The following is a 15,247-nucleotide window of genomic DNA, read 5'->3' as shown; positions in this document are numbered from 1 at the left end:
TGCAGGCGCCATGACAACCCCATACCCCCGATCGGATGAACGCCGCAGGATGGTGGATCTCCAGATCGCAGGCCGGGGGATCCGGGACCCCCGTGTGCTTGCAGCAATGGCAGAGGTGCCCCGCCATCTCTTTATCCCGCCGCCATACGATCGCGACGCGTACGCAGATACCCCCCTACCCATAGGAAACGACCAGACGATATCCCAGCCCTATATCGTGGCGCTCATGACCGAACTGCTCCACCCGTGTCCGGAGGACCGGGTGCTGGAGATCGGGGCGGGGAGCGGGTACCAGGCAGCTATCCTCGCACGGCTCGCGGCAAAGGTCGTCACCATCGAGCGCCTCGGTGCGGTGGCAGCACAGGCCCGTGCCAACCTTGCGGCAGTCGGTGCAGAGAACGTGGAGGTTATAGAAGGGGACGGGACGTTCGGTTACCCGCTATCGGCCCCGTACGACGGGATCCTGGTAACGGCCGCAAGTCCGGAGATCCCGCAGCCGCTCACCGAGCAGCTCGCGGATAAAGGACGGCTGGTTGTCCCGGTGGGTGGCAGAGCGATGCAGGATATCGTAGTTCTCGAACGCGACGGCAGCCGGTACCGGGAAGAGCGGATTGAAGGCGTCCGGTTCGTGCCGCTCATCGGGAAGTACGGCTGGGAGAATTAAGGTATGAAGATCATTGATGTCACGCGCCCGCTCTCGGGCACAACTGTCTCGTTTCCGGGGGATCCTGCCCTGCAGTTCTCCCAGCGGGATGCAGGGCTCTACCTGATAAGCGAACTGCATATGAACAGCCATTCGGGCACCCACATCGACGCCCCGGTCCATTATCTTAAGAAGGGAGATACCATTGACCGGATCCCGCTCGATCACCTGATCGGCCCCTGCCGGGTGCTCGATCTTTCAGGCGCCGGCCCGGAGATCACCGCCGCTGACCTTGGAGGGCGGCTCTGCGGGGCCAAAAGAATTCTGCTCAAAACCGTGTTCTCAGGTGAGACTCAGTTCCGGGAAGATTTTCCCCATATCTCCACAGATGCAGCAGAGCTGCTCACCAGAGAGGGGGTGCTCTGCGTGGGGATCGACTCGTTCTCCATCGAGGCCCTGGTCTGCGATGGGTCGGTGCACCGCGAGATCCTCGGCCACGGATGTATCATCGTAGAACTCCTCGATCTTTCCAGCGTCAGCGAGGGCAATTACGAGATGGCGGCCCTGCCCCTGCGGCTTGTCGGCCTTGACGGGGCACCGGCCCGGGTCGTGCTTATGAAACAAGAGGACGAATAATGGATATCATTACCGAATCCGTAAAAAGGCTTGAAGAGTTCATGGTCAACAGCGGGTGCGAGGAGACCGGGATCCGCCTGGATGTAGATCCCGATGCCTGTAACTGCCAGTTCGAGCGGGGGGCCTGCATGACGGCAACGTTCGGAGGGAGAACTGCAGAGTTTGTCACGGACAGCCCGATCCGGGCAATGACCAAAATCTCGTTCATGTTCGGGGCGCCTCTCGATAATCCGCCCACCCGCGGGGCCGCCTGCGCCATTATCAACGTGGCGACGGCGTTCTTTTGCCTCTCACGGGTGCGCCGGGCCTGCCCGATGGTGTCCCACGGCACCTGCATGAAAGAGCTTGCTGAAGAACTTGCCGGCCGGCGGGTCTTCTGTATCGGCCCGGCCCCGGCACTGGCACGGGCGCCCGGAGTGTACCAGGCCGAAGATATCGGGAGCGCGGATATTATTCTGGTCAACAACGAGGGGATCATTGCACCGGATCTCGGGGACCTTCTTGCACGCACGGGTGCAGAAAAACGTGTCATCTTTCTTGGGCCCTCCACGGCCGGGACAAGCCGGCTCATGCATGAAGGGCACTGGTGCCCTTACGGGCTGCCGATGCTGGATGCTGCCCCTGATCCCTCGCAACCCACGGGCTAAAACTCTTTTTATCCCAAGCGCCCACCCTCATGCATGTTGTTTGGATCTTCGGGGATCCGCCAGCTGTTCAGTGGCCCGCTTGTCGAAACCGCACTTGCGGTCGGGGCGATCCTTGGGGAGCGCTTTCCCGACTGCATCGTGGGGACCGACTCCCGGACCACAAGCCCCCTGCTTGCCCGGGCCGTCATATCAGGCATCACCGCGGCCGGGGGCCGGGCACGTTTCACCGGTATTGCTCCCACCCCCTCGGTGGCGTACAGCGCCCGCACCGCAAAGGCCGGGTGCATGATCACCGCATCTCATAATCCCGAGGAATACAACGGGATCAAGCTCTTCAACCCGGACGGTTCCTCGTTTGTGCAGGCCCAGCAGAGGGAAACAGAAGAGTTGCTCAAAGAACCCCGCTGGGCTGACTGGCAGCACCAGGGCACGGAAGTATCCTTTGATGCGCTGACACCCCACAAGGTAGAGGTTCTGGATAAGGTTTCCCTCGATCCCGGACTCTCCGTGGTAATAGACTGCGGCAACGGGGCCGGTTCCGTCATGACCCCGGACATTCTTGCCAAAGCCGGGGTAAAAACCACCTGCATCTCCTGCAATCCATCCGGGTTCTTTAGCAGGCCATCGGAACCGCTCGCGGAGCATCTCGGGTACGTGGGCGAGATGGTGAAAAAGACCGGGGCTGACTGTGCAGTTGTCCATGACGGGGATGCGGACCGGATGATGGCATTTGATAACCGGGGCAGGTACATCGACGGCGATCATCTTCTCCTCCTCTTTGCCGAGCACCTGGATGCACACCGGGTGGTCACCACCAGCGATGCGTCCATGATCATCGAGGAAGTGGCAGAGGTACACCGTACCCCCGTCGGGGATGCATTTGTCTCCGAGGAACTGCTCTCGTGGGGATCCTTCGGCGGTGAACCGAGCGGCGCCTGGATCTTCCCGCAGATCTCGTATTGCCCGGACGGCCCCTTTGCCGCAGCCCTCTTCTGCGAGATCGCCTCGGGCTGCGATGTGGCAGAACGGCTGGACGAGATGCCGGCCTACCCTATCCTTCGGGAATCGATCCCTCACGAGAGAGCACGAGAGGTAGTTACCGCTCTTGGGGCAGAGAACCCGACCGATGGTATCCGGGTGTCAGGTGAAAGCGGGTGGTATCTTGTCCGGGCAAGCGGTACCGAACCCAAGATCCGGATCACGGCCGAGGGTACCACGCTTTCGGCTGCAAAGGCGATGCTTGCGCTGGCAAAAGAGCGCATCCGGCAGGGGAAAACTGCTTAACTATTGCAGGAGAGAGTTTTACCCATGCAATGCGTTGTGCTGGCAGCGGGGGAGGGAAAACGCATGCGTCCCCTTACTGCCCGGCGACCGAAAGTGATGCTCCCGGTGGCAAACCGCCCGATGATGGAGCATCTTGTACTTGCGGCCCGGGATGCCGGCATCACCGAATTTGTCTTTGTGGTCGGGTATGGGGAGCGTGAGGTCCGGAACCATTTCGGAAACGGGGAACGCTTCGGGATCCAGGTGGCATATGCACCGCAGCGGCAACAGTCGGGAACCGCAGATGCCCTCCGCTCGGCACAGGACCTTGTCACAGGCCCGTTCCTTGCAATGAACGGGGACATGATCCTCTCCTCTGCCGACATAGCCCGGATGATCGATGCACCGGCGCCTGCCATGGGAACGAGCACCACCGACCATCCCGGGGACTTCGGAGTCGTACTCGTGGAAGACGGCCGGGTCCTCTCATTAGAGGAGAAATCGAAACACCCGAAATCCAACATCATCAATGCCGGGGCGTATTCCTTTACCCCGGAGATCTTTGAGCTGCTCGCCGGGATCAGGCTCTCGGAGCGGGGCGAACTCGAGCTCACTGATGCTCTTGGCATCCTTATCGCACGGCATGATCTGGGAGCAGTCCCCCTCTCAACATGGAGGGATATAGGATATCCCTGGGACCTGCTCGATGCAAATGCTGCCCTCCTTTTGGGGCTCAATTCTCAGAACGAGGGCATCGTTGAGGAGGGTGTCCATCTCTTGGGCCCTGTGGCAGTCGGTGAAGGCACTGTGATAAAATCGGGCACATACATCGAGGGGCCCTGCATCATAGGAAAGAACTGCCGGATCGGGCCGCATGCCTATATCAGGGGAGCCACGAGCATCGGCGACGAAAGCCACATCGGGCACTGCACCGAGATCAAGAACACGGTTGTCATGGCAAGGACCAAGATTCCCCACTTCAACTATATCGGTGATTCGGTGATCGGCAGCGGGTGTAATTTCGGTGCAGGGACCAAGATTGCAAATCTCAGGCACGATCATGGCCCGGTAAAGGCCGGTGGGAAGGATACCCGGCACACCAAATTTGGCGCGGTTGTCGGGGACAACGTGCACTTTGGGATCAACTGTTCGGTCAATGTCGGATCGGTGATCGGCAGCAATGCACAGTTCGCGCCCAACTCGGTTATCGAAGGGAGTTTTGGCGAGGACGCGGCGATCCGGTAGGTGAAGGTATGCAGGCAGTCATTCTTGCAGCAGGCGAGGGTAAAAGGGTCCGGCCGCTCACGTGGAGCAGGCCTAAGGCGATGATCCCGGTGGCAAACCGTCCCATCATCGCGTACACGATCGATGCACTGGAAGCAAACGGCATCCGCGATATCATCGTCGTGGTCGGGTACCGCAGGGAGCAGGTGACCCGGTTTTTGAACCAGCTCGATCTTCCCATAGAAGTGGTTGTCCAGGACCGGCAGCTCGGGACAGCACACGCCCTCAGGCAGGCAGAGAAGCAGATTTCCGGGGATTTCCTCCTCCTGCCCGGGGACAATTATATCGACGCACAATCGATCGCAAAGATCAAAGATGCCAGGAACGCAGTCCTCATCAAGGAACACCCCAGTCCTTCCAATTTCGGCGTGGTTACCGTCAGGGAGGGGCAAGTAGACAGTATTGAGGAAAAACCGGAGCATGCACTGAGTTTCCTAGTGAGCACCGGCATATACGCACTCACCACGGACTTCTTCAGGTACATCCGGGGCAATGACATCACAGAAGCGGTCGCAGCAATGATTGCAGAGGGAGGGTCCCTTCAGGCAATTACTGCCGATGACTGGCAGGATGCCATCTACCCTTGGGATCTCATCCGCCTCAACCAGCGCCTGCTCAAACACCTCCCCGCTGCACGGGAAGGGAGCGCAAGCCGGCATGCAACGATCCACGGGCCGGTCCGGATCGGGAAATGCACTACTATCGGGCCGAACACCGTGATCACGGGCCCGGTGATCATCGGGGACAACTGCACGATCGGACCGAACTGCTGCATCCTCCCCAACACCAGTATCGGCTCCCGGGTCACCATCGAACCGCTCTGCGTGCTGGGGAATTCCATCATCATGGACGATACCGCAATCGCCTCCCACTCCCGGGTTGTTGACGCTGTTATCGGGGAACGATGCGGCCTGGCCGATCATACCTCGGTGGGAACCGCAAACGGCATCCTGGAGATCGAGGGAGCACCGGTCCGCTCGCGATTCGGCGCCATCCTGGGGGACAATGTTGCCTGCGGCCCGTTCTCGCAGCTCCGCAACTGCATAATAGGGAACAATGCCACTCTCGAAGGGGACCGGAACGTGAGCTCCTGCGTCATCCCGGATGGCACCCTGGTGATATGACGTGTGCGGCATTGTCGGGTATATCGGGAGGAGGAAGGCAGCTCCCCTGATCCTCGAAGGCCTCAAAAAACTCGAGTACCGGGGGTACGACTCCTTTGGTGTTGCCACACTCGGAGACCAGCTCGAACTGGAGAAACACAAAGGGCGGATCTCGGAGCACGCCGCCGCCATCCGGCTGCATGGGACCATCGGCATCGGCCACACCCGTTGGGCAACGCACGGCATTCCAAACGATGTAAACGCACACCCGCACACCGACTGCACCGGCCGTATTGCACTTGTCCATAACGGGATCATTGAAAATTATGCGGAACTCAGGAAAGGGCTTGAAAAGCGGGGACACGCGTTCCGGTCGGAAACGGATACCGAGGTGATCGTACACCTTGTCGAAGAGCAGTACGCAAAAACCGCTGACCTGCTCTCCGCAGTCAGGGACACACTCCCCCTTCTGGAAGGATCCTATGCAATCCTGGTCATCGCCGCCGGTTCGGACTGCATTGTCGCGGCCCGGAACGCAAGCCCGCTCGTGCTCGGGATGGGTGACAACGAGTACTTCGCTGCATCGGACATGACACCTGTCCTTGAATATACCGAACGGGCAGTCTTTCTCGAAGACGGAGACATCGCCCGCCTGACGCGGACCGGCATTGAGCTCTGGCAGGGCACCCATCCGGTGAAAAGGCCGGTGGAGCTCATCGACTGGTCCCCCGAAGAAGTCAGGAAGGGCGGGTTTGACCACTACATGCAAAAGGAGATCTACGAGCAGCCACAGGCGTTCTTTTCAACCCTGCGGGCAACCGACAGGCGTACCCTCCCGTCATTTGTCTGCAAAGCCCCCTCAATCTCCCTTGTCGCATGCGGTTCCTCGTACCATGCCGGGCTGATCTTCAAGTATCTCCTCGAAGAGTCCTGCGAAATCCCCGCACGGGTGGATTTTGCCTCGGAGTTCAAGTACTTCCCCCCACCGGTGGAGGGTCTTGTGATTGGGATCACTCAGTCAGGGGAGACCGCAGATACCCTTGCAGCCATGAAACAGGCTAGGGCCCATAATTGCCGGACCCTTGCCATCACCAACATCCTGGGAAGTTCAGCTAGCAGGATCGCGGATACCACCCTGTTCATGCGGGCCGGGCCGGAGATCAGCGTTGCGGCCACCAAGTCGTTCGTTGCCCAGCTTGCGGTGCTCATGCAGATCATCAATGCACGTGCCGAGGGCAGGTACAGCGAAATCCTCTTGCATGCACACCAGGCAATCGAGAACGTACTTCTCATGGATCCCGAGGCGGCTGTCGATCTCTGCAGGGACGCAAAAAGCATCTTCTATATCGGGCGCGGACCGTTCTACCCGGTGGCGCTGGAGGGAGCCCTCAAGATGAAGGAGATCTCCTATATCCATGCCGAAGGATATGCAGCCGGGGAGCTCAAGCACGGGCCCTTTGCCCTCCTCTCTCCGGAGACCCCGGTGATTGCCATCTGCATACCGGGAGAAACCTACGGCGTCATGGTCTCCAATATCAAGGAATGCAAGGCCCGCGGGGCACCGGTAATTGCCTTAGGCAGCGAAGGGGACCCGGATCTGCCCGATATTGCGGATGTTTTTATCCCGCTCCCAAAGGCGCACCTCTTTGTTCATGTGCTAACAAGTCTTGTGGTACTCCAGATACTGGCGTACCGGACTGCCGTGGCGCTGGGACGGGATATCGACAAACCAAGGAACCTTGCAAAGAGCGTGACGGTGGAATGATCGAGTACGGGAAGAACAGGATCGGCGCCGGTTCGCAGGTTTTCGAGCCGGTAACGCTGGGATTTCCCTCGCGGGAATTCATGGGAAAGAGCGGATTTGACGGGACAACAATCGGAAAGGATGCGGTGCTCCGGTCCGGAACCATCATCTACTGTGAGGTCGTTATTGGGGACCGGTTCCAGACCGGGCACAATGTCATGATCCGGGAGAAGACCCGGATCGGGAATCACGTCTCTATCGGAACGGGAGCTATCATCGAGGGGAATACCCGGATCGGGGATGATGTCAATCTCCAGAGCATGGTATATATCCCCACCAGCACAGAGATCGGGGACCGGGTGTTCATCGGGCCCAATGCGGTGCTCACAAACGACCGGTACCCCCCTTCAGGGATAGGGGGACTTGTCGGGCCCGTAGTCGAATGCGATGCTGCCATCGGGGCCAATGCAACCATCCTCCCGGGTGTCCACATCGGTGAGGGGGCACTTGTTGCGGCAGCAGCGGTAGTAACCCGTGACGTACCGGCGCACATGCTTGCCGTGGGTGCACCAGCAAAGATCCGGGACCTGCCGACGCAGATTGCCCCAATTCAGCGAAAACGCTGATCATAGTTCACCACTTCCCCGGAAAACCAGGCAGATTCGAGGTACCTCATGAAAATCCTCCTTGTCTCCACGCAGGATTACATCCACCACCCCGTCCCGTCGCGGCACCACTATATCTTCGAGGAACTTGCCAAACGCCATGAGGTACACGTGGCGCATTTCCATGTTAGCCGAGGGGCTCCCCGCCCCACCCGGCTTATCGTGGAGGAGGCAACGCAGTTCCCGGTAAAGAGTCCGCTTCTCCACTATACGATCAATGCGCCCTATCACTACTATATCTTCAACAGGATTATCCGGGAAAAAAAGATCGATGTTGTTGTTGCCGCACACGTCCTTGCCGGGGCAGCGGTCATCTCTGCGGCAAAGAAAAACCATGTGCCGGCGGTCTTCGATCTCAAGGACTGGTTCCCCGATTCTGCCGCAGCATATTTCAAAAACCGGTTCCTGGCAGATACCGTCCGGAGAGGAGTCTGGGAGATCACGAGAAGGAACCTCACCCGCAGCAACCGGATCACTACGGTCTCCCCATCACTGGTGGATAAACTCAAACACCTGGGATTCTCCGCCGAGCTCATCACAAACGGTGTGGATACCGATATCTTCGTGCCGCAGGACGGATCCCGGACCCGGCAGGAACTGGGTATCGGGCCTGGTGAATTTGTTATTGGTTTTTCCGGGAGCATCGAGCGCTGGTATGCAATCGACGAGATGATCCGGGCGCTTCCGGAGCTAATCCGGTACCGTAAGGCCACGCGTCTCCTTATTATCGGGGGATCGCTCTTTACCGATTATGAAAAAGAGCTCCGGGCGCTTGCACAATCCCTCGGCGTTGCCAACCGGGTGATCTTTACCGGGACAAAACCCTACGCGGAGCTTCCCCGGTTCAATGCCTGCATGGATGTCTGCACGATTCCTCTCTCACCGCCCCAATGGGTAGACATTGCCCTGCCCAACAAGTTTTTTGAGTACTCTGCCTGTGGAAAACCGATCGTCATGCGCCCGATCCCGGATGTAACCCGCATCGGGGGCCCAAACCTCTTTGTGTACCGGACACGGGAGGAGTTTGTCGACCGGATCAAATATCAGATGGATCACCCGGCCACCTTCCGGATTAATCTCGAAAACTACAGCTGGAGGGAGAAGGCCCGCCAGTTCGAGAATATCCTTTCAGAATTATGCACTTAAGCGACAAGCCAAATGATTATGCACAAAAAACAACCTTGTATTCTGTAAGGTTGATCTATGGTACAATTCGATCTCTATAACCGCCGGAACTGGCTGATCGGGGGGCTCCTGGCCTTTTTTGTGATCTTTGCGGTCTGGCTCCGGCTGCTGCCCATGCTCTCCATGGGCCATACTGATGTCCTCTCCATGGTGGGCAGTGACGACCCACTCTATAACCTCCGCCAGGTCGAGCAGCTGCTCGCCAATCATTTCACTTATACCTGGTTTGACCCGATGACCCAGTACCCGGTAGGGAGTAATGTCTACTGGGGGCCGCTGTTCATCTATATCTCCGGGTTGGCCTGCTGGATCGCCGGGGCAACAACACGCCCGGAGATCATCGGCATCTGCCTGCTTGTCCCGGTGGCAATGGCGGCGGTGACCGTTGTACTGATGTACTTTGTCGGGAAGATCTGCGGGGACTGGAAGACCGGACTCCTTGCTGCAGGGTTCACCGCAATTGTTTCAGGACAGTTTTTCTACCGGTCCCTGTACGGGTACTTCGATCACCATATCGGCGAAGTGCTCTTCTCGACCCTGTTCTGCTTAGTGTACCTCTATATCCTTGTCTCGGAAAAGGATGCAAAGATAGATCTGAAAAATTTCACCACATGGAAAAAAACGGCGCTGTTGTCGGTGCTCGCGGGTATCGCTTACCTGCTGGGCCTCTTCCTGATGCCAACGATGATCGTCTTTGCCCTCATGGTCGTGATCTTCACAGTCATCCAGTTTATCATCTGCATATACCGGGAGAGACCTACAGAATATCTGCTCGTGGCAAATACCACTATTTTCGCGGTGGCAATCATCGGCCTTGTGCTCTTTGGGTTCAAGAGCCCCGGCCTCGATCTCGCTAACTATTCTGTGGGACATGTCTTTGCCTACCTTGCCATCATTTTAGGCACGGCTGTACTCTACATCCTTCACCGGTACCTCAAAAACCAGCCGAAATACTATTACCCGGTGTCTCTTGTCGGCATTGCGGTTATAGGCGCTGCAGTCCTGTATGTGGCAGGACCCCAGTTCTTCAACCAGCTTGTCAGTGCAGCGGTCCAGTTCTTCGGGCAGGCACCAGTGACGGATACTGTCCAAGAAGCGCGGGGGTGGTCGGTGGCAGCCGCATGGACCACCTTCAATTACGGGCTCATCCTCATGGCAGGGGGGATCCTGGCAGCGCTGTACAGTATCTGGCGCGAGGACCGGCCCCATGAGGTCTTCACGCTGGTCTGGTCGGCGATCATCTTTTACTCGACCTGCCAACACATCCGGTACGAATACTACCTTGCCGTTAATGTCGCGCTGCTCTCGGCCATCTGCGTAAGTTTCGCCTTCGCATGGGGCAGGGATGATATCACCCGGTTCATTTCAGCAATCAACGGTAGCACCGGAAAGGATGCTGCTGCAGATAAAAGTGATCCGGCAGAGAAACGGAAAAAATCAAAAAAATCCCAGAAACAGGAATCCACGCAGGCTGCACCTCGATTTGCGATCATTGCTCTCGTGGTGGTTGCAGCGGGACTGGGCCTGCTTTTTGCCTACACATCCGCTGCGTACAGCTATGTCAATGCCTCCGGTAACCCGCTCATGATGAACCAGGACTGGAAGGACTCACTTGTCTGGATGGCAAACAACACACCGGCTACCGGGGTCGATTATTACACTATCTACGACAAGAACACCTTTACCTATCCCAATACATCCTACGGCGTCATGTCCTGGTGGGACTATGGCCACATGATTACCTATATCGCATACCGGATCCCCAACGCGAATCCCTTCCAGGCAGGGGTCAGCGGCCCTGATGGATCTGCGGCGTATTTCATGGCCACCAACGAGTCGACTGCAAATACCATTCTCGATCATGACGGGACACGGTACGTGATAACGGATATCGAGATGGATACCGGCAAATTCTGGGCCATGGCAACCTGGTTCAACGCCACAGAGGCAGCAGCCCCGTACCAGATGACCGTGCTCATCCCAGGCCAGACACCTTCGAGCGGCTACCAGACTGCAATGCTCAATGAGGCGCCGTACTATGAGACCATGGTTTCACGGCTCCACAATTTCGACGGGTCCATGGCGACACCCTCTGACGCCTACTATGTGGAGTATGCCGATGCGAATGTTACGCACATCTCCTACCCGGTCGTGACCAATGCCGAGGCGATGAACGTATCAGCTGCAACGGCCAGGGCTGCGCAGTACAACCAGAATCCACAAGCTGGTTACCATGCAACGGTCCTGAGTGCCTCCCTTGTTCAGCCGCTCACCGATATCCCAGCGCTGCAGAACTACCGCCTGGTGCACGAATCGCCCACAAGCGAGCTCGCTACGAACACGAGTGATGTGAAGTACGTAAAGATCTTTGAGTACGTCAAAGGTGCCCATATCAAAGGATCCGGTATCATCGATATTCCGCTGGTCACCAACCAGGGCAGGAATTTCACTTACCGGCAGCAGAGTGTCAACGGGGAATTTATTGTTCCCTATTCCACGACGGGCAATCCCTATGATGTAAAGGCTACCGGGAAATACCAGATCGAGGGAACCAGCCAGACCTTTGACGTGCCCGAATCAGCGGTCATGCAGGGCCTGACCATCAACTGATCTTTTTTTGGACTGCACTTTTTCCGTCACGGCCGGGACAAAAATATTTCTATAGTGCCGCGGACTCATGTTCTACTATGCCTGCAGATGAAATTGCACTGGGAATGAGGGTGAGGTATCCCCGTACCGGGACCACCGGGGCTGTTGTCCGCATCGAGCAGGTGGGGGCAGACCTGTTTGCCGAGCTCGACAGCACACACCTCCTCTACCGCACGGATCTCCTGATCCCCGCTGAGCAGGCAAAAGCGGCAGCAAAGTCCCAAAAGGAGGATATAAAAGAAATTATCCAGCGTGAACGGGAATTTGCTGCCGGGAGCGAATTCCAGGATGCGCTCAAAAATATCGACCAGAGCTGCGAAGGCGGGGGATAAACCCCGGCAAAACATTCTTTTTTAATAGAGAGGGTATGATCCGGCAGTCCCGGCCCAGAGATTTCCGGGTTATGTATAAGTAGGCCCATTAGATATACGATAAGGAGGTTCGATTTCATTTGCATGATGTGACAATCCCCAGTGTGAATATAGGGGTGGTGGGCCATGTGGATCACGGGAAAACCACGCTCGTGAATGCGCTCACCGGCACGTGGACCGACCGGCACAGCGAGGAAGTGCGGCGGGGTATTTCTATCCGGCTGGGGTATGCAGATGCAACGTTCTACAAGTGCGATCACTGCGAAGGAACCGAGGCCTACTCCACAAAGCCGGTCTGCCCGGCCTGTGGCAGCGAGGGCAAGCCGTTCCGTTCCATTTCCTTTGTTGATGCACCAGGTCATGAAACCCTGATGGCTACGATGCTGTCAGGTTCAGCGCTGATGGACGGGGCGATGCTCGTCATCTCCACCACGGAGAAATGCCCGCAGCCCCAGACAAAAGAGCATCTCATGGCTCTGGGGCTTGTTGGAATCAAGAAGATCGTAATCGTCCAGAACAAGATCGATGTGGTCTCCCAGAAGGAGGCAATCGAGAACTACCAGCAGATCAAGGATTTTGTGAAAGGGACCGTTGCCGAGAACGCACCCATCATCCCGGTCTCGGCCCAAAAGGGGATCAACATCGGGGCGCTTGTGCAGGCTCTGGACCAGACTATTCCCGAACCGGTCCGGGATCCCGATGCAGAACCGGTGATGCTTGTGGCAAGATCTTTTGATATCAACAAGCCCGGCTGTAACTGGAAGGAAGTAAAGGGCGGTGTCGTTGGAGGGTCTCTTATCCGGGGCATCCTCCACGATGGCGACCCGATAGAGATCCGGCCGGGCCGGCAGACACAAGTCGAGAACAGGATCAAGTGGATCCCGATCATCACCGAAATTACCTCCATTAATGCCGGTACAAAGACGGTAGAAGAAGCAACCCCGGGCGGCCTTTTGGGGATTGGAACCAAACTGGACCCGGCGCTCACGAAAAGCGATGCCCTTGCCGGCCAGGTGGTCGGCCACGTAGGGAAACTACCCCCGGTCTGGGATAAGATCCGGTGTCAGGTAACCCTGATGGAGCGGGTCGTGGGTGCGACAAGTGAACTGGTGATCGAACCCCTCAAATTCAACGAGCCGCTTATGCTCTCCGTGGGTACGGCGGTTACTGTGGGAGTTGTCACGAGTACCAAGAAAGAGGCAGTTGAAGTGCAGCTGAAGCGACCGGTCTGCGCAGAACCAGGGGCCCGGATCGCCATCAGCCGGCAGGTGGGAGCACGCTGGCGGTTAATCGGGATGGGTGTCCTCAGCGAGTAAAAGTTCTCCTGGACGCAAACGCGCTCATGATGCCGGCGCAGTTCAGGATAGATCTCTTTAACGAGATCCGGGAGCTGCTGGGCAATTTCGAGCCGGTGGTGCTGCAGGGCGTGCTTCAGGAACTGGGCGGATTGTCCCGGGCAAAAGGCAATGAAGGGGCCGCAGCACGCTTCGGCCTGACGCTCGCCAGGCAGTGCACGGTTGCAGAAGGCAGCAGTTCACCCCAACCCGTTGACGACCAGGTGATTGCCTGGGCACGGGAAAACCGCGGCATGGTTGTGACCAACGACCGCCGGGTGAGGGATGCGCTGCTCGCAGATGGGCTCGGGGTAATATCCATGAGAAAGCAGAAGAAACTCGAAATAGTGCGAAAGTAGGAGAGACGGCTAGTATGTATTACAAGATGACACTGGAAGACAAAGTCAGGGTGCCCCCCAACCGGCTGGGTGAAAAACTGGACAAGGTCATCCTTGAAGTCCTTCAGGAACAGCTGGAGGGAAGTATTGACAAGGAACTGGGCGTCTTTATCGCCGTGACCAAAGTCGAGCACGTCGGGGAGGGAGAGATAGTACCCGGTGACGGCGGCGTCTATTATGATGTAAAGTTCGAAGGGCTTGTCCTGCGACTCGCCCTGCAGGAAGTTATCGAGGGTATCGTGGTGGAGACCACGAGCTTTGGGGCATTTATCAGCCTCGGACCGATCGATGCAATGCTGCATGTCAGCCAGATCTCTGATGAATACATCAACTTTGATGAGAAAAATGCCCGCCTCATCTGCCAGGACTCCAAGAGATATATCGGTGTTGGCGATACGGTCCGGGTCAGGGTCGTAACACTCTCCTTAAACGAGCGCGAGCCCCGGGACAGCAAGATCGGGCTTACCATGCGGCAGGCCGGCCTTGGTACCACGCTCTGGCTCGAAGAGGAGATTGAGAAAGAAAAGGAGAGGGCTGCAGGCGGAGCGGCGGCGGCCCCAAAGGAGAGAGCCGAAAAGGCCAAAGGCAAGAGGAAAGAACATGCCGCCGATGAATAAGAAGAAACAGGGAAAGGTCTGTCGGGACTGCCACCGGGTGGTCGAAGGCGAGAACTGCGTAATCTGCGGGACAACGAACCTGAGCGATGACTGGTCCGGCTACCTTGTTATTATCGACCCGGAAAATTCCGATGTGGCAAAACGGATGAACATCAAGCTGCCCGGACGCTACGCGCTGAAGGTCCGCTAGAATGTTTGTGCTCCCCGACGAGTCGCGCCAGCTCTTTAAGGACCCCTTCGGGACACTCCACCGGGACATAGGCACTGTGCTCCCGGAACTCGCCGGCCGGACGATCTATTCGGTAGGTGACGTGGTGACCCATTCCCTCCAGCAGAATGGGATCACTCCTGCTATTGCGGTCGTGGACGGGCAGACCATGCGCTCTCCCTGCATAAAGATGCCCGAGATCGCAGGACCATGCATCCACGTAAAGAATCCTCCCGGCACAATCACTGATGAGCTGGTCAGTGCGCTTACACACGCGGTGGATCATACCCCGGTTACAATTCTCGTGGACGGTGAGGAGGATCTGGCGGTCATCCCGCTCGTCATCGCTGCGCCCCTGTCATCAATCGTGATCTACGGGCAGCCCAATGAAGGGGTCGTGCTTCGCATAGTCGATGACCAGGCAAAAACCGCAGCACGCAGGCTCCTCACCCAGTTCACTAAGACAGAAAGCCCGATTCCCCACAACTGATCCTCTTTTT

General features: G+C 57.6%; 16 protein-coding genes. All 16 read left to right on the top strand.

Annotated features, from left to right (window positions below; genetic code table 11):
• Positions 1–10 precede the first annotated feature (10 nt).
• Complete coding sequence (locus MBOO_RS01300; protein WP_011991268.1) at positions 11–664, top strand: protein-L-isoaspartate(D-aspartate) O-methyltransferase; 654 nt, start codon at positions 11–13, stop codon at positions 662–664.
• A 3-nt stretch (positions 665–667) separates the two neighbouring features.
• On the top strand, positions 668–1,279 hold the full coding sequence (locus MBOO_RS01295; protein WP_011991267.1) for a cyclase family protein: 612 nt from the start codon (positions 668–670) through the stop codon (positions 1,277–1,279).
• Positions 1,279–1,926: a hypothetical protein gene (locus tag MBOO_RS01290; RefSeq protein WP_011991266.1), complete on the top strand. Its 648-nt coding sequence runs from the start codon at positions 1,279–1,281 to the stop codon at positions 1,924–1,926. The genes MBOO_RS01295 and MBOO_RS01290 overlap by 1 nt, the downstream gene beginning before the upstream one ends.
• A gap of 33 nt (positions 1,927–1,959) precedes the next feature.
• Positions 1,960–3,210, top strand: coding sequence for a phosphopentomutase/phosphoglucosamine mutase (locus MBOO_RS01285; RefSeq protein ID WP_011991265.1), 1,251 nt, complete (start codon positions 1,960–1,962; stop codon positions 3,208–3,210).
• Positions 3,211–3,234: 24 nt separating this feature from the next.
• On the top strand, positions 3,235–4,434 hold the full coding sequence (gene glmU / locus MBOO_RS01280; protein WP_011991264.1) for a bifunctional sugar-1-phosphate nucleotidylyltransferase/acetyltransferase: 1,200 nt from the start codon (positions 3,235–3,237) through the stop codon (positions 4,432–4,434).
• An 8-nt stretch (positions 4,435–4,442) separates the two neighbouring features.
• Complete coding sequence (gene glmU, locus MBOO_RS01275) at positions 4,443–5,597, top strand: bifunctional sugar-1-phosphate nucleotidylyltransferase/acetyltransferase (protein WP_011991263.1); 1,155 nt, start codon at positions 4,443–4,445, stop codon at positions 5,595–5,597.
• 1 nt (position 5,598) lies between these two features.
• Entirely contained in the window at positions 5,599–7,341 is a 1,743-nt protein-coding gene (glmS, locus tag MBOO_RS01270) for a glutamine--fructose-6-phosphate transaminase (isomerizing) (RefSeq protein ID WP_011991262.1), read from the top strand.
• Complete coding sequence (locus MBOO_RS01265) at positions 7,338–7,946, top strand: acyltransferase (protein WP_011991261.1); 609 nt, start codon at positions 7,338–7,340, stop codon at positions 7,944–7,946. The genes glmS and MBOO_RS01265 overlap by 4 nt, the downstream gene beginning before the upstream one ends.
• A gap of 48 nt (positions 7,947–7,994) precedes the next feature.
• Positions 7,995–9,131 (top strand): glycosyltransferase, encoded by a 1,137-nt coding sequence (locus MBOO_RS01260; RefSeq protein WP_011991260.1) that lies wholly within the window; start codon positions 7,995–7,997, stop codon positions 9,129–9,131.
• A gap of 57 nt (positions 9,132–9,188) precedes the next feature.
• On the top strand, positions 9,189–11,780 hold the full coding sequence (locus MBOO_RS01255) for an oligosaccharyl transferase, archaeosortase A system-associated (protein WP_011991259.1): 2,592 nt from the start codon (positions 9,189–9,191) through the stop codon (positions 11,778–11,780).
• Positions 11,781–11,857: 77 nt separating this feature from the next.
• Positions 11,858–12,151 (top strand): DUF2098 domain-containing protein, encoded by a 294-nt coding sequence (locus MBOO_RS01250; RefSeq protein ID WP_048068190.1) that lies wholly within the window; start codon positions 11,858–11,860, stop codon positions 12,149–12,151.
• Between the two features lie 119 nt (positions 12,152–12,270).
• A complete protein-coding gene (locus tag MBOO_RS01245) occupies positions 12,271–13,506 on the top strand; it encodes a translation initiation factor IF-2 subunit gamma (RefSeq protein ID WP_048068189.1) in 1,236 nt (411 codons plus the stop codon).
• Entirely contained in the window at positions 13,419–13,883 is a 465-nt protein-coding gene (locus MBOO_RS01240) for a PIN domain-containing protein (protein ID WP_332306253.1), read from the top strand. Before MBOO_RS01245 ends, MBOO_RS01240 begins: the two co-directional genes overlap by 88 nt.
• Before the next feature lie 14 nt (positions 13,884–13,897).
• Entirely contained in the window at positions 13,898–14,539 is a 642-nt protein-coding gene (locus tag MBOO_RS01235) for a DNA-directed RNA polymerase (protein WP_011991255.1), read from the top strand.
• Positions 14,523–14,729 (top strand): transcription elongation factor subunit Spt4, encoded by a 207-nt coding sequence (gene spt4 / locus MBOO_RS01230; protein ID WP_011991254.1) that lies wholly within the window; start codon positions 14,523–14,525, stop codon positions 14,727–14,729. The genes MBOO_RS01235 and spt4 overlap by 17 nt, the downstream gene beginning before the upstream one ends.
• Before the next feature lies 1 nt (position 14,730).
• Positions 14,731–15,237: a GTP-dependent dephospho-CoA kinase family protein gene (locus tag MBOO_RS01225; protein ID WP_011991253.1), complete on the top strand. Its 507-nt coding sequence runs from the start codon at positions 14,731–14,733 to the stop codon at positions 15,235–15,237.
• The last annotated feature ends 10 nt before the right edge of the window (positions 15,238–15,247 follow it).

This window comes from Methanoregula boonei 6A8 (assembly GCF_000017625.1).
Classification (GTDB): domain Archaea; phylum Halobacteriota; class Methanomicrobia; order Methanomicrobiales; family Methanospirillaceae; genus Methanoregula; species Methanoregula boonei.
Note: the sequence above shows the minus strand (reverse complement) of the source record. Positions and strands in the feature narration are given on the sequence as shown.